Genomic DNA, 18,352 nt, shown 5'->3' on the forward strand with positions numbered 1-18,352 from the left:
TCGGTCAAGCAGCCTGCTCCCACTGCAGGTAGCACACCGAGACCGGCATGCCGTGCGCGGCGCAGTAGTCGATCCAGCGCAGCTGGTTGTCCTGCAGGCGGTCGCCCGGGCCCTTCACCTCGATCATCGTATAGCGGCCCTCGTTCGGCCAGAACTGGATCAGGTCGGGGAAGCCGGTGTGGTTCTCTTTCACATCGAGCAGGATGCGCTCGCACCACTTGCGCAGGTGGGCCGGCGGAATGCAGGCCAGGGCCAGTTCGAGCAGCTCCTCGCTCAGCGCGCCCCAGTAGACGAAGGGCGTGGCGATGCCCGTTTTCTCGGCGTAGTTGCGGCGGATGGTGTCGCGGTAGCTGCCGCTTTCCAGCTCGTCCAGGCAGGCCGCGAATTCCAGCGCGCGGCGCTGGGCGAAGTCGGGACTGTGCAGGTCGGCCGGGCCGCGCTGGAAAGGGTGGAAGAAGGCGCCTGGCACGGCCGCGAACACGGCGCGCCAGCACAGGAGGCCGAACAGGGAGTTGGCCAGCGCGTTCTCGACGTAGAACACCGGCGCATCGATGCTGGCCAGGTGCTCGCGCACCACGCCCTCGACCCACCAGTCGCCGGGCGGCATCGGCAGCGACAGGTCGATCCGGGACGGCGCGGCGGCCTTGCGCGCGGGCAGCCGCGCGTGGCCGAGTTTGCGCGCCAGGCGCGGGCCGATGCGCGCCAGGTGCTGGCGTTCGGCCTCGCTTTCGGGCGCGGCCTGGGCCTGCAATAACAGCGCATAGGCGTCGTCGAAGCGCTCGTGTTTTTCCAGCACGCGGATCGCGCGGCCGCGCGCGCCCAGGTAACGGCAGCGCGCATACAGGGCGTAGGCATTGTCCCAGTCCTTGAGCTTCTCGAAGCCTTGCGCCACCTGGAACAGCAGCTTTTCGCGCCGGCCCACCAGCCAGTCGTTGTCGAAGTCGTGCTCGGGCAGGTCGCGCACGATTTCGTCCAGCGCCTCGCCGGCGTAGAAGCGCTGCTTGCAGTCGTGCAGGCGCAGGTAGTGCTCGACGTCGGCGCGCGAGCGGAAACCGCGCGAGGCGTGGGACAGTTCGACCTGTTCGAAGCGGAACATGCCGAGGTCGGACAGCACGAACTCGGTCCAGTCCTGGTGCAGGTTGCCGAAGAAGATCAGGCGCAGGCGCTCGCACAGGGGCTTGACCAGGATGCGCAGCGCGACGTCATCGCAGCCCGGGTGCCAGGCCGAGAAGGCGCGGGTGTCGGGGAACAGCTCGCGCAGCGCTTCGAGCTGCTCGGCCTTGCGTGCGTTCTTCGAAGGCAGCTGGGCGCCGAAGGCCGTGGCGATCTCGGCTTTCAGCAGCAGCTCGAACAGCTCGTCGAGGCAGAGCTGCGGGTCGCGCTCGACCCAGCCGGCGCCGAGCAGCAGTTCCGCCGCTTCCAAGGGACAGCCGATCTCGGCATACACCAGTTTGCTGGCACGGAACAAGTCGCCCTTGCGCATGACCATGCGCACGAACAGCGCGCGCGCATTCTGGGGCAGGGCGGGGAAGGCGGCCAGGAAGGCCAGCTCGTCGTCGAGAAGAAGGTCGCGATAGCGTTCGCCGATCCAATCGAGGACGCGCTGGAAATTGTCCAGATAATAAAACTCGTTTTCCAAGACCCTGATCATGACGCGACGCCCTACTGTGCTTATGTACAGTATAACGCCACTTCGTCGTTTGAACCCAGCCATATCGGCGATTTTCGCAGCCGATGGTGGCTTTTCGCCACGTTATTGGCGGTTCGCCGGCGCCCCGCAGGAGTCGTTCGGGCACAGCAGCTCGGTCATCTGCGATTCCTTCGGCGCGTGGCCGTTGGCATGCACGATGACGGCCGAGATCAGGGCGACGTCCGGATCGACCGGCGCCTCCGCGCCGCGTGACGGAGCGGCGGGACGCTGGGCCTTGGCTGACGGACGCACGGCGGGGCGCGCCGGCGCCGGTGGACGCGCACGGGCGGGCGCCTTGGCCACCAGGGATGGCGCGGCAGCCGGCGGCCGTACGGCGGCGGGCGGCGGGGCAGGCGGCGCCTTGGCCGCGGGTTTGGGCGCCGGCGCCGGCGTCCGTTCCGGCGCGACCGGCTTGAGCATGCGCAAGGGCGGTACGCCGTCCGGATGCTGGTCGACGATCACCGCCGCGCTGCCGGAACGGGCGGCGGGCGTGGCATCGGCGCCGAGCGCGACCTGGACCACGGCGGGGGCCGGCGCCGCCGTATCGGCGCCTGCCAGCACGCCGCGCTGGACCTCCGGTCGCAGCCCGTCGTTGCCCGCCGCCAGCCACACCAGGGCGCCGGTCAGCGCCAGCACGACGACGCCGCTGGCGCCGTAGCAGGCCAGGCGCAGGCCGGACATGTCGCCACCGGCGCCGCGCCGGCGCAGCGGGTCGCGCTCGAGCATGGCCAGGATGCTGTCCTCGCCGCTGGTCCTTTCCCGCTTCGGCGACATCAGGTTCGGACGCATGGACGGTGCTTGATTTTCGTCTGTAGGCCGCACGACATTACTCCTAAGATTGGTTCTCTCAATTCTGATTAGAAACAATCTTGGGGGAAGCGATGCTGATTTTTCTCGCCCTTCTGTACTTTTGTCTGGCTTCCGGCGCGATCTGGCTGGCGCTGTTCCCGGAGGGACGGGCGCTCGTTGGCCGCGGCCTGTTCGCCCTCAAGCACCGGCTGGCTGGGGGCGCAAGGAGCTGGCACAGCGCCGGCAGCCGCCGCGCCGGCGCCATCAAGGACGCGGTGCCGCACGACCTGCCCGGGACCGTGGTGCGCTTCGTCAAGCGCCACCGCATCGCCTGCGCCATCGGCGTGCCGGCGGTCCTGATCCCGTCGCTGCTGGCGCTGGCCCTGAGCCATCCGGCCATGCTGCCGGTCTACGAAGGCGCGGCCACGGCGCCCGACGCCCAGGTCGCGGCCCTGCTGCAGGGCGAGCGCCTGGCGCCGCCGGTGGCGCTGCCGCCGAACGTGTTCACCACCGCCGAGGTCGAGCTGGTGCGGCCGATGCTGGTCACGGCCAGCCGCAACTGGGGCTTGCTGCATCCGGACTTCAGCCAGCGCCTGCTGCTGGCCTTCAAGATCATGAAGGAAAAACACGGCTACGACATGGCTCTGCTGGAAGGCTATCGAAGCCCGGCGCGCCAGGACGAGCTGGCCAGCGCCGGCAGCCACGTGACCAATGCGCGCGCCTTCCAGAGCTGGCACCAGTACGGCCTGGCCGCCGACTGCGCCTTCCTGCGCGACGGCAAGCTGGTGATCTCGGAAAAAGACCCCTGGGCCATGCGCGGCTACCAGCTGTATGGCGAGGTGGCCGAGTCGCTCGGGCTGACCTGGGGCGGGCGTTGGAAGATGATGGATTTTGGCCACACCGAGCTGCGCCTGCGCGGCGTGATGCGGCGCTGAGACGCACGGCAGCGGCCGGGATTCTGTTGAGCCGCCGCAAACGTAGCCCGCCGGTCGCGTGCGAGCATTTCCTTTAGAACATTCCTCCAACCCACCTCCCACTCCCGCCATGGCAAGAATCTGGCAGTTCCTGACCGACAGCCGCCTGCTGGTCGCGATCGGTGTCGCCGCACTGGCGGCTTGTCTCATCATCGGCGCCGGCCTGCTCGGCATCGATCCCATCTGGGCCCTCATCGCGGGGCTTGCCTTGCTGGCCTGCTGGGGCCTGTGGTGGGCGATCCGGCGCCACATCCGCGGCCGCATGGCGCGCCAGCTGGGCGACGCCATCCTGCCCGAGGAAGAAAAGACGGGCGGCGGCGAAGTGGCCGTGCTGCGCAAGAACATGCTGGAGGCGATCGCCACCATCAAGACTTCCAAGCTGGGCCTGACGCGCGGCGCCTCGGCCCTCTACGAGCTGCCCTGGTACATGATCATCGGGAACCCGGCGGCGGGCAAGAGCAGCGCCATCGCCCGCTCCGGCCTGACTTTCCCGATCCCCGGCAACAAGGCGCTGCAGGGCGTGGGCGGCACCCGCAACTGCGACTGGTTCTTCACCACCGACGGCATCCTGCTCGACACCGCGGGGCGTTACTCGGTCCAGCAGGACGACCGCGAAGAGTGGTTCAGCTTTCTCGAGCTCCTGAAAAAACACCGCTCGCGCGCCCCGATCAACGGCATCCTGATCGCGGTCAGCGTGGCCGAACTGGTGGCCGGGCCGACCAGCAGCTCGCACGAACTGGCGAAAAGCCTGCGCACCCGGGTCCAGGAACTGACCGAGCGCCTGGGCGTGCACGCGCCGGTCTACGTCATCTTCACCAAGGCCGACCTGGTGGCCGGCTTCACCGACTTCTTCGCCGACACCGAGCGCGCCGAACGCGAGCGCATCTGGGGCGCGACCCTGCGCTACAACCGCCGCAGCGCACCGCAGGACGTGCTGGCCTTTTTCGACGAACACTTCGACGAGCTGTACGACGGCCTGAAGGAACTCAGCCTGGCGAACATGGGCGCCAACCGCAGCACGGCGATGCGGGCCGGCGTGTTCACCTTCCCGCTCGAGTTCGCGGCGATCAAGACGCCGCTGCGCGCGTTTCTCTCGACCCTGTTCGAGGAAAACACCTATCAGTTCAAGCCGGTGTTCCGCGGCTTCTACTTCACCAGCGCGCTGCAGGAAGGCAGCGTGCAGGACCTGTCGAGCAAGCGCGTGGCCAGCCGCTTCGACCTGGCGCTGCGCGAGCAGCAGGGCGGCGCAGTGGCCGAGCAGTCCGGTTACTTCCTGCTCGACCTGTTCCGCAAGGTGATCTTCGCCGACCGCGAGCTGGTCAAACGCTACACCAATCCGACCAGCGCGCGCTGGAAGGTCGCCGCCTTTTTCGGCGCCACTATCCTGCTCGGCGCCGCGCTGGGCGGCTGGAGCTGGTCGTACATGGGCAACCGCCAGCTGGTGGCGAACGTCCAGTCCGACCTCGACAAGGTGAACAAGCTGCAGGCCGGCCGCATCGACCTGCAGTCGCGCCTGGAAGCGCTCGACATCCTGCAGGACCGCATCGAGCAGCTGGATCAATACAAGCAGGACAAGCCGCTGGCGCTGGCCTTCGGCCTGTACCAGGGCGAGAAGCTCGAGCGCAAGCTGCGCGACGAGTACTTCGCCGGCGTGCGCGCGGTGATGGTCGAGCCGGTGACGAGCGCGCTGGAGACCATGCTGGCCGAGGTGAACGCCAACGCGGGACAGCTGGCCCCGGGCGCCGCGCCGGACAGCCAGCAACCGGCAACCCAGAACGCGGCTTCGGCCGGCCAGCCCTACCAGAACGTGTCCGCCACCAGCGTGGCCGACGCCTACAACGCGCTCAAGACCTACCTCATGTTGGGCGACAAGTCGCGCGCCGAACCCGGCCACCTGAACGACCAGCTGACCCGCTACTGGCGCACCTGGCTGGAAGCCAACCGCGGCGCCATGCCGCGCGAGCAGATGATCCGCAGCGCCGAGCGCCTGCTGACCTTCCACCTGTCCCAGGTCCAGGATCCGGCCTGGCCGCAGATGACCCTGAAACTCGGCCTGCTCGACAGCACCCGCGAACACCTGCGGCGCGTGGTGCGCGGGACCCCGGCGCGCGAGCGCGTCTACAACGACATCAAGACCCGCGCCGCGACCCGCTTCCCGGCGGTGACGGTGGCGCGCATCGTCGGCGACCAGGATGCCAACCTGGTGGCCGGCAGCCATGCGGTGTCCGGCGCCTTCACCCGGGCGGCCTGGAAGGATTACGTGCTGGGGGCGATCCGCGAGGCGTCGAACAGCGAAGCCTCGAGCGCCGACTGGGTGCTCAAGACCGTGTCCAAGGACGACCTGACCCTGGAAGGCAGCCCGGAGCAGATCCAGAAGGCGCTGATCGACCTGTACAAGGCCGAGTATGCGCGCGAGTGGGTGAAATTCGTGCAGGGCGTCACGGTCGCCGACCTGAAAGGCTTCGAGGGCAGCGTGCAGGCCATGAACCGGCTGGGCGACCCGCAGGCCTCGCCCCTGGCCAAGCTGCTGCGCACGATCTACGACGAGACCGTGTGGGACAACCCGGGCATGGCGGCCGCCTCGATGAGCAAGAACGAGCGCACGTTCGCGATGTGGTTCAAGGAAGTCGTCCTGCGCCGCGCGCCATCCGAAGTGCGCACGGTGGCCAACAACGTCGACCCGGCCACCCTGCTGGGCGCCCAGGGGACGGGCCCGATCGGGCGCGAGTTCGCCGGCGTGGCGCGCCTGGTAGGCGCCCGCGAAAAGGACGCGTCGCTCATGACCGGCTACCTGGACGCGCTGTCGAAGCTGCGCACGCGCCTGAACGTGCTGAAGAACCAGGGCGACCCCGGCCCCGGCGCCAAGCAGTTCATGCAGCAGACGCTCGAGGGCAACGGCTCCGAGCTGGCCGAGGCGCTGCGCTACGTCGACGAGCAGATGCTGACCGGAATGGGCGACAGCCAGAAGGCGGCCCTGCGTCCGCTGCTGGTGCGGCCCCTGATCCAGACCTTCGCCATGATCGTGCTGCCGTCCGAGAGCGAGATCAACAAGACCTGGCAGCTGCAGGTGGTCGAACCCTTCCAGCGCACGCTGGCCGGCAAGTATCCGTTCGCCGCCGGGTCCTCGGTGGAAGCCACGCCGGCCGAGATCGGCCAGATCTTCGGGCCGGAAGGAGAAGTCGCCAAGTTCGTGAATACGGCGATGGGAGCGCTGGTGGTGAACCGCGGCGGGGTGCTGGCGCCGCGCACCTGGGCCGACGTCGGCATCACCCTTGCGCCGGCCGTCATCTCGGGCTTTCCGGGCTGGGTCGCGCCCTTGTCGGCGCGCGGCGTCGCCACCGGCAACGGCCCGCAGACGGTGTTCCAGATCCTGCCGCATGCGGCGCCCGGCACGCTCGAGTACACCCTCGACATCGACGGCCAGCAGCTGCGCTACAAGAACACACCCCCGAACTGGACCAATATGGTGCATCCGGGGCCGCAGGGCGTGGCCGGCGTGCGCATCGGCGCCGTCACCTTCGACGGCCGCAACGTGGAACTGTTCAACGCGCCGGGCGAATCGGGCCTGAAGCGCATGATCGACGCAGCCCAGAAGAACAAGAAGGAGGGCGGCGTGTTCGAGCTGCGCTGGAGCGCCCAGAACGTCACGGTCGCGGTGGACCTGAAGATCGTCTCGAGCGCCGCGGCCAACGGCAGCGGCGAGCAGGGCGCCGGCTTCAAGGGCCTGCGCCTGCCGCCCACCATCGTCGGCCGCCCGCCCGAGGGGCCGCCCGGCGGCCCGGTGCTGGCCAGCACCCAGGGAGGCCAATGATGCGCGGCCCCGTTTTGGACCGGATCGGCTACTTCGGCAAGATCCCGGCGCGCGCCGACTTCGTCAAGCTGGCCGACGACCCGGCCACCATCTCGATGCTGGACCGCTGGCTTGCCCAGGTCATGACGCAGTTGGCCGAGGATGCGCGCTGGCGCATCAACTACGACGCCATGCCGGCGGTGAGCTTCGCCCTGGTGGGACCGGGGCGCCGGCACGCGGTGGCCGGGCACCTGGTGGCCAGCCACGACCAGTCGGGACGGCGCTTTCCCTTCCTCGCCGCGCGCACCCATGCGGTGCTCGACCCGGCCGCCTTCGTCACGCGCAGCCCGCTGGCGTTCGCGCCGCTGTGGACCTTCCTCGAATCGATGTGCCCGCGCGTGCTGTGCGAACTCGATCCCGGCCCGCACCTGCAGGCGATCGCCGACGCCGCCGTGCCCCTGGGCGAGGCCGAGCCGACCCTGTCGCAGCTGCTGGCCAACGGCACCGTCGGCTCGCTCGGCGCGCTGCTGGGGGAACGCGGTTTCGCGCGCATGCTGCTGGCGCTGGGCCTGCTGCTGCAGCCCGTGATGCACAGCCAGCCGGCCGAGCTGCACAAGAGCCTGGTGCTGCCGCTGCCGCAGGACCCCGGTCAACGCTTCGCGGTGGCGGCGTTCTGGCTGCAGCTGGTCGCGCCCTTCCTGCGCCGCGCGAACTTCGACCTGGCGCTGTTCATCACGCGCCAGGAAGGCCGGCCGGTGCTGGTGATCGGCTTCTGCGAGGCGCTGGCCGAAACCCTGCGCGCGGTGGTCGATCCGCTGGCCGGCCTGGAACAGCAGGTGCGCCTGGGCGACACCGGCTGGATCGACGAGCAGCTCTACATCGACCTTGACGTGCGTTCGCTGGCCAGCTACCTGGCGCAGGCCGACCTGCCCCTCGGCCTGGCGCGCGACATGTTCATGAAAACCTTCATTGGAGCCGCGCCGTGACCTTTTCCATGAAAGCCTCCCTGCTGGTCCTGTTCCTGGTCGCAACCGATGCCGCTGCTCAAAGTGCGCAGAGCGCGCAGCCCGTGCCCGATGCGCCAATCGTCGTCAGCGGCACGGTGGCCGACGAGGCGACCCGCGCGGCGCTGCTCGAGCGCCTGCGCAGCGTCTATGGCCCTGCGCGCGTGGTCGACCAGCTCTCGGTCGGCACCGTGGCCACGCCGGCCAACTGGAACGACTACGTGGGGCGCCTGATCAACCCGAACCTGAAGCTGGTGAGCCGCGGCCAGCTGAAGGTCGAGGGCAACCAGGTCAGCCTGCGCGGCGACGTCGCCAACGAGGAACAGCGCGCGAAGATCGCCGGCGACATCGCCGCCAGCCTGAACCCGACCTACGTCGTCAACAACGGCCTGCGGGTGACGGTGTCGCAACAGGCGGTGCTGGACGCGGCGCTGGCCAACCGCATCATCGAGTTCGAATCGGGCAAGGCGACGCTGACCGAGGCGGGCATGAAGGTGCTGGACGAGATGAGCGCGGCGATGCAGAAGATCAGGGGCGTGAAGGTGGAGGTGATCGGGCATACCGACAATGCGGGTTCGCGCGCGGGCAACCTGTCGCTGAGCCAGGCGCGGGCGGAGGCGGTCAAGAGCTACGTGGTGGCGAAGGGGATCGCGGCGGAGTCGGTTGCGGTGTCGGGGGAGGGGCCGGATCGGCCGGTGGCGGACAATCGGACGGCGGAGGGGAAGGCGAGGAATCGGAGGATTGAGTTCAAGGTGATCCAGTAGGGATTCACGCAAAATTGGGCCCCGGCGCAGGCCGGGGGCCCAAGTTGACTTTCAACCTATGGCAACGTAATCGTCACATGCGCCGCCTTCGGCGGCAGCTTCACCAGATCGTTGTACTGCGCCAGCGCCCCATCGGTCTCGCGCGAGAGCGCGGTCCGGAACCCGAGATACGCCCCCAGCCCCGCCACCAGGAACACCGTCCCCAGCACCCACAGCGACAAATCGCTCCGCAAGGGATTGACCACCTGGTCCGGGCGCTCGGCGTGCGGCGCGAAGCCGCGGGTGCGGCCGCGCATGCGGGCGATCTCGTCGCCCAGGCGCGCCACCAGGTAGTCGAGCTTGTCGCGGCCGTCGAGGGCGTAGCGGCCCTGGAAGCCGAGCAGCAGGCACATATGGAAGACTTCCAGCGCCTCGACGTGCACCGCGCCCTTCGCGCGCAGGTCTTCGAGACGGTGGAAGAAATGCTCGCCCGCGAGCTGGTCGCCGAACACGCGCAGCTGCAGCGGGCGGGTTTCCCAGGCTTCACGCACTTCGAAGGAGGAGCGCAGGATGATCTCGTCGACCGCCGAGCAGAAGGCGTACTTGGCGGCGGTCACGTCCTCGGCCGAGATGCCGAGCGCCTTGGCGTTGCGGTCGACGTCGGCGAGAAAACCGGTCATGTTGTCGGCAAAGGCGACCTTGTCCTGCGGTCCGCAACCGTTCTTCAGCAGGAACAAGGCGTAGAAGCCTTCGTACATGATGTCCGACAGGCGCTGCGGCGGGCGCGCCTGCTTTTCACCGGCCTGCGGCGCGGTGCGCCGCTCGACGAAGGCGTTCATGCGGCCACCGCGATCAGTTCGAGGCGCAGGTCGCGGATCCCGTTCGGGACGTAGACCGAGATCGCCTGGGATTTCAGCATCGTTTCGTACAGCATGCCACGGTTCTCCAGGATGAAGTAATAGGTATCGGGCCGCACCGGCACCGCGGTGGGCACCTGCGGGGCGTGCACCAGCTTCACGCCGGGCAGGGCCGACAGCACGAACTTGTCGACGTCTTCCGGCGCGCCGACCTTGAACTGCAGCGGCACCACGTCGACCAGCTGCAGCGCCGGCATGTCGGCCGCCACCGCCAGGTACAGCGTGGTCTGCAGGTCGATGCGGCCCGAATCGAGCGCGCCCAGGTAGTACGACGGGCGCTCGCGGTTCAGGGCGATCGTGAAGTAGCGCGACGAGATCACGGTGTCCAGCAGGTCGCGCACGATGCCGTCCAGGCGCGCGAACGGCGGCCCCGGGTCGGCGTGGACGTAGGCCGGCAGGTCTTCCAGCCGGTAGCTGCGCGAATAGGTCATCAGGCCGCCGGCCAGCGACAGCAGTTCTCCGAACAGGCGTTCCGGGTGCAGGTCGCGGTGGCCGAGGTAGTGCGACAGCGCGGCGTAGCCCATGCTGGCGGTGTGCAGCAGCCAGAAGGCGGAGACGTCGCCGCCGCGGATCTCGACCACGTTCTTGCTCGGCTCGCGCAGGTGGCCGTACAGGGCGTTGACCTTGGCCAGCAGCTTTTCCATCAGGCGCGCCAGGTTCAGGTGCAGCCCGGGTGCGGCGTCGATCGACAGGCTGGGCGGCACGAAGGCGGGGTCGGCCTCGAAGCCGCCGGTTGGCACGCGCCGCAGGCGCACCAGCGGAAAACTGTCGTAGCTTTCGAGCGGCTCGCTGTCGGCCACCAGGCGCAGCGACTTGCGCAGGTAAGCGATCGGCGCCTCGGCCGCGCGCGTGAACAGGTCCTGGGTCTCGTGCTCGTGGCTGGTGAAGCGCGCATCCTGGGCGCCGGACGCCGGCGCGCCGGGCGCGCAGTTCTCGCCATAGGCCTTGAGCGCCGGCAGTGCCGCGTGGAAGGTCACCGCCTGCAGCCCGGCCGGCAGCTCGTTCAGGCGCACCTGCAGCGGCAGGGCGTCGCCGCCCGGCGCGCGGACCACCTCGCCGTCCGGGAACAGCAGCGACAGCTCCTCGATGCGCAGCACGTCGTGGCGCAGGGCGTCGTGGTCGATCACTAGTTTACGCACACCCCAGGCATAGGGATGCAGGGCGATGGCGGTCTGGTTCAGGCGCGCCTCGTGGTAGCGGTCCTGCTGCTGGAAATGCTGGGGCCGGAGGAACAGTCCCTCGCCCCACAATAGCTTCGCTGGCATGCTCATGCGGCCTCGCCGTGTCTGCTGAAAAGCTCTAGCTTGGCGGAAACGTTCACCCTTTCATTGACAGCGCACAGAAGAAAGCGTCGCCACCTGGGACGCGCCGCCCGCGCTCAGGGCGCAGGCGTGCAGGCCGATGATCATGCCGTCGCGCTCCGCCTCGGCGGCCGGCACCACGATACGCCAGCGCCCCGCGGCCGGGCGCTGGAACAGCGCGACCAGGGCCAGGTGGCTGGCTTCGCGGCTGACCTTTTCCGTGACCTCGTAGCGCTGGCCGGGCACCAGCATGATTTCGCGGACCTCGACCAGATCGGCGCCCAGGCTCTGCTTCTCGGCCTGCGGGTCGAGGAAGGCGGCGTAGGGCGTGGCCTCGAAGGCTTCCTTCCGGCGCAGCGCGTACAGGCGCACGGCGAGGGCCAGCGCCTGGCCGGCTTTGTCGGCATTGAGCTTGGGCGCGGCGTGCAGGCGCAGCGCGACCTGGCGCGGCGGCTGCTGCGCTTCAGGCAGGGGAGGGGGTTTGCGCAAGCCGGTCGCCTGCAGCGCGCTGTCGGCCAGGCCGCCGCTGCCGCAGCCGGCCAACAAGAGCAGGGCGGCCGATACAAGAGCTGTCCTCATCACCATTTCCTTTACGCAAAGTCATGCGGTCGAAGACGGATTGAACCGGACTGGCGCCAGGGCGCCCTGATCCCGCGCAAGCGCAAGCAGCGCTGTGGCGCGAAAAAGCGAACTCGGCTTTGGTTGACAGTGCGCAATTTCGGGGCAGTCCGCATGCGAATAATGGTGGCTGGTTTAACTGTCGTGGAGAACGAGGATGGTCACACTGTACAAACGCCTGCTGCCCCTGATCATTGGCGTCGTCGCCCTGGCCGGGTGCGAATCGACCGGGCCGAAGGCGAACGCCGTCGCGTCGACCGCCGCCGCGGGGGAACAGGTTTTCCTTGATGCCGATATCGCGATCGCTTCGAAGCAGGACGAAAAGGCCTACGCCATGCTGAAGGCCGCCGGCGCCGCCCACCCGGTCGACAAGCGGCCCTGGGTCAAGATGGCGCAGATCCGCTTCAACGCCGGCGTCTATGGCGAAGCGATCACCAACGCCCAGGAAGCGCTGGCGCGCGACCCGGACGACATGGTGGCGCACAGCATCGTCGCCGTCAGCGGCCTGCGCGTCTCCAGCCGTGCGCTGGCGGACCTGACCCGCAAGAACAAGCTGAACGGCGACGTCAAGAGCGAGGCCCAGGATCTGGCCAAGCTGCTGCGCACCACGCTGGGCGAACCCATCATCGCCAGGAACGAGCCGCAGAAGCAGGCGCCCAGCAAGCAGAAGCCCGCGGCCGCTTCCGGCAACGCGTCCACGGCGTCGAGCAAGCCCGCCAGCAACGACAAGGATCCGTTCGGCGGTCTCAAATAAGTCCCCCCCTTTCCCCGCAACCCTGGAGTCGACATGGCCAAGAATGAAAGCGTCCAGAAACGCTTGCAGAAGGTGCGCGCGCCGCGCGTGCAGATGACGTACGACGTCGAGATCGGCGACGCCATCGAGAACAAGGAGCTGCCCTTCGTGGTCGGCGTGGTGGGCGACTTCGGCAGCGATCCGGACGCCGAGAAGAAGCGCCTGAAGGACAAGAAGTTCGTGGGCGTCGACGCCGGCAACTTCGACGAGGTGCTGGGCGCGGTGGCGCCGGTGGCGAGCTTCAAGGTCGACAACCACCTCTCTCCGGAAGGCGGGCAGTTCGGGGTCCAGCTGCAGTTCAAGGAGATGGCCGACTTCCGGCCCGAATCGGTGGTGCGCCAGGTGAAACCCCTGGCCGGCCTGTTGGAGGCCCGCACCAAGCTGGCCGACCTGCGCAACAAACTGGCCGGCAACGACAAGCTCGAAGACATCCTCAGCGAAGTGCTGGGCAATACCGAAAAGCTGCAAGGCCTGCGCAAGCAGGATGGCGAGAAAGGGGAGGAGTGAGATGGCGGCAGTCCTCGATACCACGCAGGCACGGGCCGCCCAGGCGGTCGAACTCGATTCCTCGCTGCTCGACCAGATCGTCGAGCAGAGCCGGGTCGCCAAGTCGACAGACGAGCACGAACGCGCGCGCGACATCATCGGCGAGCTGGTGACCCAGGTGATGCAGGGCACCATGGTGGTGTCCAATAATCTGTCGGCCATGATCGACGCGCGCCTGGCGGAGCTGGACGGCATGATCTCGAGCCAGCTGTCCGCCGTCATGCACGCTCCCGAATTCCAGAAGCTCGAGCGCAGCTGGACCGGCTTGAATTACCTGGTCAAGAACAGCTCGACCAGCGCCAACCTGCAGATCCGCATGCTCAACGCCAGCAAGCGCGAGCTGGTGAAGGACTTCCAGTCGGCGATGGAGTTCGACCAGAGCACCATGTTCAAGAAGGTCTACGAGGAAGAATTCGGCACCTTCGGCGGCGCTCCCTACGGCACCCTGATCGGCGACTTCGAGATCTCGCGCCAGCCCGAGGACATCTACTTCCTCGAACAGATGTCGCACGTGGCCGCGGCCAGCCATGCGCCCTTCATCACCTCGGCCGCGCCGGAACTGTTCGGCATCGAGAGCTTCGGCGACCTGGGACGCCCGCGCGACCTGGCCAAGGTGTTCGACACCGTCGAATACGCCAAGTGGAAGGCCTTCCGCGAATCCGAGGACTCGCGCTACGTCGGCCTGACCCTGCCGCGCTTCCTCGGCCGCCTGCCTTACCATCCGGCGGATGGCATGACCACCGAGGGCTTCAACTACGTCGAGGATGTCGACGGGAGCGATCACCAGAAGTACCTGTGGTGCAACGCGGCCTATGCCTTCGGCTCGAAACTGACCCGCGCCTTCCAGGACTACGGCTGGTGCGCGGCGATCCGCGGCGTCGAGGGCGGCGGCCTGGTGGAGAACCTGCCGGCCCACACCTTCAAGACCGACGAGGGAGAAGTGGCGCTGAAATGCCCGACCGAGCTGGCGATCACCGACCGCCGCGAAAAGGAGCTGTCGGACCTCGGCTTCATCTCGCTGGTGCACTGCAAGAACACCTCGTACGCCGCCTTCTTCGGCGCCCAGTCGGCGCAGAAGGCCAAGAAGTACAACACCGACGCGGCCAACGCCAACGCGGTGCTGTCCTCGCAGCTGCAGTACATCTTCGCGGTCTCGCGCATCGCCCACTACATGAAGGCCATGATGCGCGACAAGATCGGCAGCTTCGCGGCCGCCTCGAACGTCGAGGATTACCTGAACCGCTGGCTGACGCAATACGTGCTCCTGGACGACAACGCGAGCCAGGACCAGAAGGCCCAGTTCCCGCTGCGCGAAGCCAGCGTGCAGGTGTCCGAGGTGCCGGGCCGCCCCGGTGTGTATCGCGCGGTGTCCTTCCTGCGTCCGCACTTCCAGCTCGACGAGCTGTCCGTTTCGCTCCGACTGGTCGCGGAGCTGCCGCAGTCGACCAAAGGCTAATCTTTTTCAACGTGAATGGAGTAGAACATGGCAATTGACGTGTACCTGCAGATCGACGGGATCAAGGGCGAATCGATGGACGACAAGCACAAGGACTGGATCGAGTGCCTGGCCGTGAACTGGGGCGTGTCGCAGCCGCGCTCGGCCACCGCCTCGACCGGCGGCGGCCACACGGCCGAACGCTGCGAGCACCAGGAGATCACGCTGAACAAGCTGGCCGACCTGGCGTCGCCGATCCTGCTGCAGACCTGCTCGGCCGGCAAGACCATCCCCAAGGCCAAGCTGGAATTCATGCGCGCCGACGGCCAGGGCGAGCGCATCAAGTACTTCGAGATCGAGCTGGAGAACGTCCTGATCGGCGGCGTCTCGCCGAGCGTGGCCGAGGGCAGCATCATCCAGGAGACGGTGGGCCTGAAGTTCTCGAAGATCAAATGGAAGTACACCCAGCAGAAGATCGGCGGCGGCTCGGGCGGCAATACCTCGGGCGGCTGGGACCTGGCCGCCAACAAGGTCGCCTGATCCGCTAGCGCGATCACCTGCGGCGCCACGCGGCTTGCAGCGCGGCGCCGCTTTTCTTTTCCGGAGGTAGATCATGGGCCATCTGCCCGGCCTGCTCGACCGCCTGATGGACGAGCGGCCAGACGCCGTCCCCGGCCAGCCGTTCAGCAGCGAACAACTGAAGGACAGCGTGGCGCGCGACCTCGAAGCGCTGCTCAACACCCGGCTGGCGCTGGACCCGGGCCTGCTGCACGGCTACCCGGAAGCGCGCGCTTCGCTCCTGCACTACGGTCTGCTCGACTTCGCCGGCTACTGCCTCACCAGCAGCATCGACCGCGCCGCCGTCTGCGCCGGCATCAAGGACGCCATCGAGGCTCACGAACCGCGCCTGCGCGACGTCAGCGCCACCCTGGAACTCCAGCCGGGCAGCGTCAACCGCCTCAACTTCGTCATCCACGCCCGCCTCAGCGCGCTGCCCGGCGCCGAACCCGTGCACTTCAACGCGGTGCTGCAGCCATCCTCGCTGCACTACGCCGTGCGGCACGGCAGCCGCCGCTGATCTGCTCCGCCACCCATTCAAGGACACGACAACGATGGACATCAATCTCAAGACCCTGATCGGCAAACTGAACGACACCACCCGCGCCGCCGCCACCCGCGCCGCCTCGATCTGCGTCGGCCTGGGCCAGTACGAAGTCGAGATCGAGCACCTGTTCCTGGGGCTGATCGAGCAGCCGGGCTGCGACCTGGCCGTGATCGCGCGCGCGAGCGACATCAGCCTGACGGGCCTGGAGACCGACCTGCGCAACGAGATCGCGCGCTTCGCCACCGGCAGCGCGCGCACGCCCGTGTTCTCGCGCCACTTGCCGGTGCTGTTCGAGCATGCCTGGCTGATCGCCTCGCTCGGCAACGGCCAGCCGAACCAGATCCGCAGCGGTCACTTGCTGCTGGCGCTGCTCACCGAACCCTCGCTGTCGCAGCTGGCGCTGCGTGCGTCGCCCCTGTTCCGCAAGATCCCGATCGACCGCCTCAAGCACGACTTCGAGAAGATCACGCGCGGCTCGATCGAGGCGCAGGCGGTGGCCAGCGCACCCCAGGAGACGCGGGGCGATGCGGCCGATGAGATCGCGGCCGGTCCGGCGCGCGCCACGCCGGCGCTCGACCAGTACACCACCTGCCTGACCCAGCGCGCGCGCGACGGCAAGGTCGATCCGGTGATCGGACGCGATCCGGAAATCCGCCAGGCCATCGACATCCTGATGCGGCGACGCCAGAACAACCCGATCCTGACCGGCGAGGCCGGCGTCGGCAAGACCGCCGTGGTCGAGGGCCTGGCGCTGCGCATCGCGCAGGAGGACGTGCCGGAGGTGTTGAAGGGCGTCGAGATCCACACCCTCGACATGGGCCTGCTGCAGGCCGGCGCCTCCGTCAAAGGGGAGTTCGAGAACCGGCTGAAGAACGTGATCGACGAAGTGAAAAAGAGTCCGCACGCGATCATCCTGTTCATCGACGAAGCGCACACCATGATCGGCGCCGGCGGCACGGCCGGCCAGAACGACGCGGCCAACCTGTTGAAACCGGCGCTGGCGCGCGGCGAACTGCGCACCATCGCGGCCACCACCTGGGGCGAGTACAAGAAGTATTTCGAGAAGGATGCGGCGCTGGCGCGGCGCTTCCAGGTGATCAAGGTCGAGGAGCCGGACGAGCCGACCGCCTGCGCCATGCTGCGCGCGATGGCGCCGCTGATGGAGGGCCACTTCGGCGTGCGCATCTACGACGACGCGGTGACGGAAGCCGTGCGCCTGTCGCACCGCTACATCAGCGGACGCCAGCTGCCGGACAAGGCGATCAGCGTGCTCGATACCGCCTGCGCCAAGGTGGCGCTGGGCCAGAGCGCGACCCCGGCCGCGCTGGAGGATTTCGTCCGCAGCATCGAGCGTCTCGACGCCCAGCTGGCGGCGTTGGGGCGTGAGGCGGTGGCCTTCGGCGGCCATGCGGACAAGCTGGCCGAACTCGGGCAGCAGCGCGCCAGGCTGGAAGACCAGCGCATCACGCTGCAGGCACGCTGGGACGAGGAGCAAGGCATCGCGCGCGAACTCGGCGAACTGCGCAGCGCGCTGGAAGAGGGCAAGTCGCAGGACGGCGCCGCCTTGCGCGCCCTGACCGAGCGCCTGCGCGCCGTGCAGGGCGAGTCGCCGCTGGTGCCGGTGCAGGTCGATGGCCACACGGTCGCGGAAATCGTCGCCAGCTGGACCGGCATCCCGCTGGGCCGCATGGTCAAGGACGAACTCAAGACGGTGGTCAAGCTGCAGTCGCTGCTGGACGAGCGCATCCTCGGCCAGTCGCACGCCAGCCACGCGGTGGCCCAGCGGGTGCGCACGGCGCGCGCCAACCTGGACGATCCGAACAAGCCGAAGGGCGTGTTCCTGTTCGTGGGCACCTCGGGCGTCGGCAAGACCGAGACGGCGCTGGCGCTGGCCGACATCCTCTACGGCGGCGAACGCAAGCTGGTCACCATCAATATGAGCGAGTACCAGGAGGCGCACAGCGTCTCGGGGCTGAAAGGCTCGCCGCCGGGCTACGTCGGCTATGGCGAGGGCGGGGTGCTGACCGAGGCCGTGCGCCGCAATCCCTACAGCGTGGTGCTGCTGGACGAGGTCGAGAAAGCGCACGCCGACGTGCTCGAACTGTTCTTCCAGGTGTTCGACAAGGGCGTTCTCGACGACGCGGAGGGGCGGCAAATCGACTTCCGCAACACCATCATCATCCTGACCTCGAACGTCGGCTCGAGCCAGATGATGGCCGCCTGCCTGAACAAGCCGGCGAACGAGGTGCCCACGCCCGAGCAGCTGGCGGAGCTGATCCGCCCCGCATTGATGAAACACTTCAAGCCGGCCCTCCTGGGGCGCCTGTCGGTGGTGCCGTTCTACCCGATCCGCGACGAGGTCCTGTCCAACATCATCCGCCTGAAGCTCGACCGCATCAAGGCGCGCGTGCTGGACAACCACCGCGCCCGTTTCGACTACGACGACGCGCTGGTGGCGGCGGTCCTGAACCGCTGCACCGAAGTCGATTCCGGCGCGCGCAACGTCGACAACATCCTCAATGGCACGCTGTTGCCCGAGATCGCCGACAGCGTGCTGGCGCGCATGGCCGAAGGCGGGAGCATCACCCGGGTGAAGGTCGGCGCGACCAAGGCCGGCAAGTTCAAGTACGCGATCGAGTGAGGGGGC

At 68.2% G+C, this 18,352-nt stretch carries 15 protein-coding genes; 10 read left to right on the forward strand and 5 right to left on the reverse strand.

What is annotated here, in order from left to right:
• Positions 1–4: 4 nt before the first annotated feature.
• Together LQ564_RS08325 and LQ564_RS08330 are read right to left on the reverse strand one after the other, a co-directional pair.
• Positions 5–1,651, reverse strand: coding sequence for a VRR-NUC domain-containing protein (locus tag LQ564_RS08325; protein WP_231057642.1), 1,647 nt, complete (start codon positions 1,649–1,651; stop codon positions 5–7).
• 102 nt (positions 1,652–1,753) lie between these two features.
• Positions 1,754–2,479 carry a hypothetical protein gene (locus LQ564_RS08330; protein ID WP_231057643.1) on the reverse strand — a complete coding sequence of 242 codons (726 nt, stop codon included), beginning with the start codon at positions 2,477–2,479 and terminating at the stop codon, positions 1,754–1,756.
• A 92-nt stretch (positions 2,480–2,571) separates the two neighbouring features.
• Between LQ564_RS08330 and LQ564_RS08335 the strand changes: the two genes are divergently transcribed.
• From LQ564_RS08335 to LQ564_RS08350, 4 genes are all read left to right on the forward strand, one after another.
• The gene (locus LQ564_RS08335) at positions 2,572–3,414 is read left to right on the forward strand and encodes a M15 family metallopeptidase (RefSeq protein WP_231057644.1); all 843 of its coding nucleotides are present in this window, start codon (positions 2,572–2,574) and stop codon (positions 3,412–3,414) included.
• A gap of 109 nt (positions 3,415–3,523) precedes the next feature.
• Complete coding sequence (tssM, locus tag LQ564_RS08340) at positions 3,524–7,264, forward strand: type VI secretion system membrane subunit TssM (protein ID WP_231057645.1); 3,741 nt, start codon at positions 3,524–3,526, stop codon at positions 7,262–7,264.
• Entirely contained in the window at positions 7,261–8,229 is a 969-nt protein-coding gene (tagF, locus tag LQ564_RS08345; protein ID WP_231057646.1) for a type VI secretion system-associated protein TagF, read from the forward strand. The genes tssM and tagF overlap by 4 nt, the downstream gene beginning before the upstream one ends.
• Before the next feature lie 8 nt (positions 8,230–8,237).
• The gene (locus LQ564_RS08350) at positions 8,238–9,011 is read left to right on the forward strand and encodes an OmpA family protein (RefSeq protein ID WP_231058132.1); all 774 of its coding nucleotides are present in this window, start codon (positions 8,238–8,240) and stop codon (positions 9,009–9,011) included.
• 56 nt (positions 9,012–9,067) lie between these two features.
• On the opposite strand, the gene icmH is transcribed toward LQ564_RS08350, so the two are convergent.
• Genes icmH through tssJ form a run of 3 tightly spaced genes read right to left on the reverse strand, consistent with a single transcriptional unit; the run spans position 9,068 to position 11,787 of the window.
• Positions 9,068–9,829: a type IVB secretion system protein IcmH/DotU gene (icmH, locus tag LQ564_RS08355; protein WP_231057647.1), complete on the reverse strand. Its 762-nt coding sequence runs from the start codon at positions 9,827–9,829 to the stop codon at positions 9,068–9,070.
• Entirely contained in the window at positions 9,826–11,178 is a 1,353-nt protein-coding gene (gene tssK / locus LQ564_RS08360) for a type VI secretion system baseplate subunit TssK (RefSeq protein WP_231057648.1), read from the reverse strand. Before tssK ends, icmH begins: the two co-directional genes overlap by 4 nt.
• Positions 11,179–11,232: 54 nt before the next feature.
• The gene (tssJ, locus tag LQ564_RS08365; RefSeq protein ID WP_231057649.1) at positions 11,233–11,787 is read right to left on the reverse strand and encodes a type VI secretion system lipoprotein TssJ; all 555 of its coding nucleotides are present in this window, start codon (positions 11,785–11,787) and stop codon (positions 11,233–11,235) included.
• Positions 11,788–11,983: 196 nt separating this feature from the next.
• Here tssJ and LQ564_RS08370 point away from each other — a divergent pair, with 196 nt between their 5' ends.
• The 6 genes from LQ564_RS08370 (at position 11,984) to tssH (ending at position 18,346) form a co-directional block, all read left to right on the forward strand.
• On the forward strand, positions 11,984–12,580 hold the full coding sequence (locus tag LQ564_RS08370) for a tetratricopeptide repeat protein (RefSeq protein WP_231057650.1): 597 nt from the start codon (positions 11,984–11,986) through the stop codon (positions 12,578–12,580).
• 33 nt (positions 12,581–12,613) lie between these two features.
• Positions 12,614–13,126, forward strand: coding sequence for a type VI secretion system contractile sheath small subunit (gene tssB, locus LQ564_RS08375; RefSeq protein WP_231057651.1), 513 nt, complete (start codon positions 12,614–12,616; stop codon positions 13,124–13,126).
• A gap of 1 nt (position 13,127) precedes the next feature.
• Entirely contained in the window at positions 13,128–14,621 is a 1,494-nt protein-coding gene (tssC, locus tag LQ564_RS08380) for a type VI secretion system contractile sheath large subunit (RefSeq protein WP_231057652.1), read from the forward strand.
• A 27-nt stretch (positions 14,622–14,648) separates the two neighbouring features.
• Positions 14,649–15,140, forward strand: coding sequence for an Hcp family type VI secretion system effector (locus tag LQ564_RS08385; protein WP_231057653.1), 492 nt, complete (start codon positions 14,649–14,651; stop codon positions 15,138–15,140).
• A 70-nt stretch (positions 15,141–15,210) separates the two neighbouring features.
• Positions 15,211–15,678, forward strand: a complete 468-nt coding sequence (gene tssE / locus LQ564_RS08390) for a type VI secretion system baseplate subunit TssE (RefSeq protein WP_371873464.1) — start codon at positions 15,211–15,213, stop codon at positions 15,676–15,678.
• Between the two features lie 34 nt (positions 15,679–15,712).
• The gene (tssH, locus tag LQ564_RS08395) at positions 15,713–18,346 is read left to right on the forward strand and encodes a type VI secretion system ATPase TssH (protein ID WP_231057655.1); all 2,634 of its coding nucleotides are present in this window, start codon (positions 15,713–15,715) and stop codon (positions 18,344–18,346) included.
• Positions 18,347–18,352 lie beyond the last annotated feature (6 nt).

Origin of the sequence: Massilia phyllostachyos (genome assembly GCF_021044825.1) — a bacterium.
Classification (GTDB): Bacteria; Pseudomonadota; Gammaproteobacteria; order Burkholderiales; family Burkholderiaceae_D; genus Telluria; species Telluria phyllostachyos.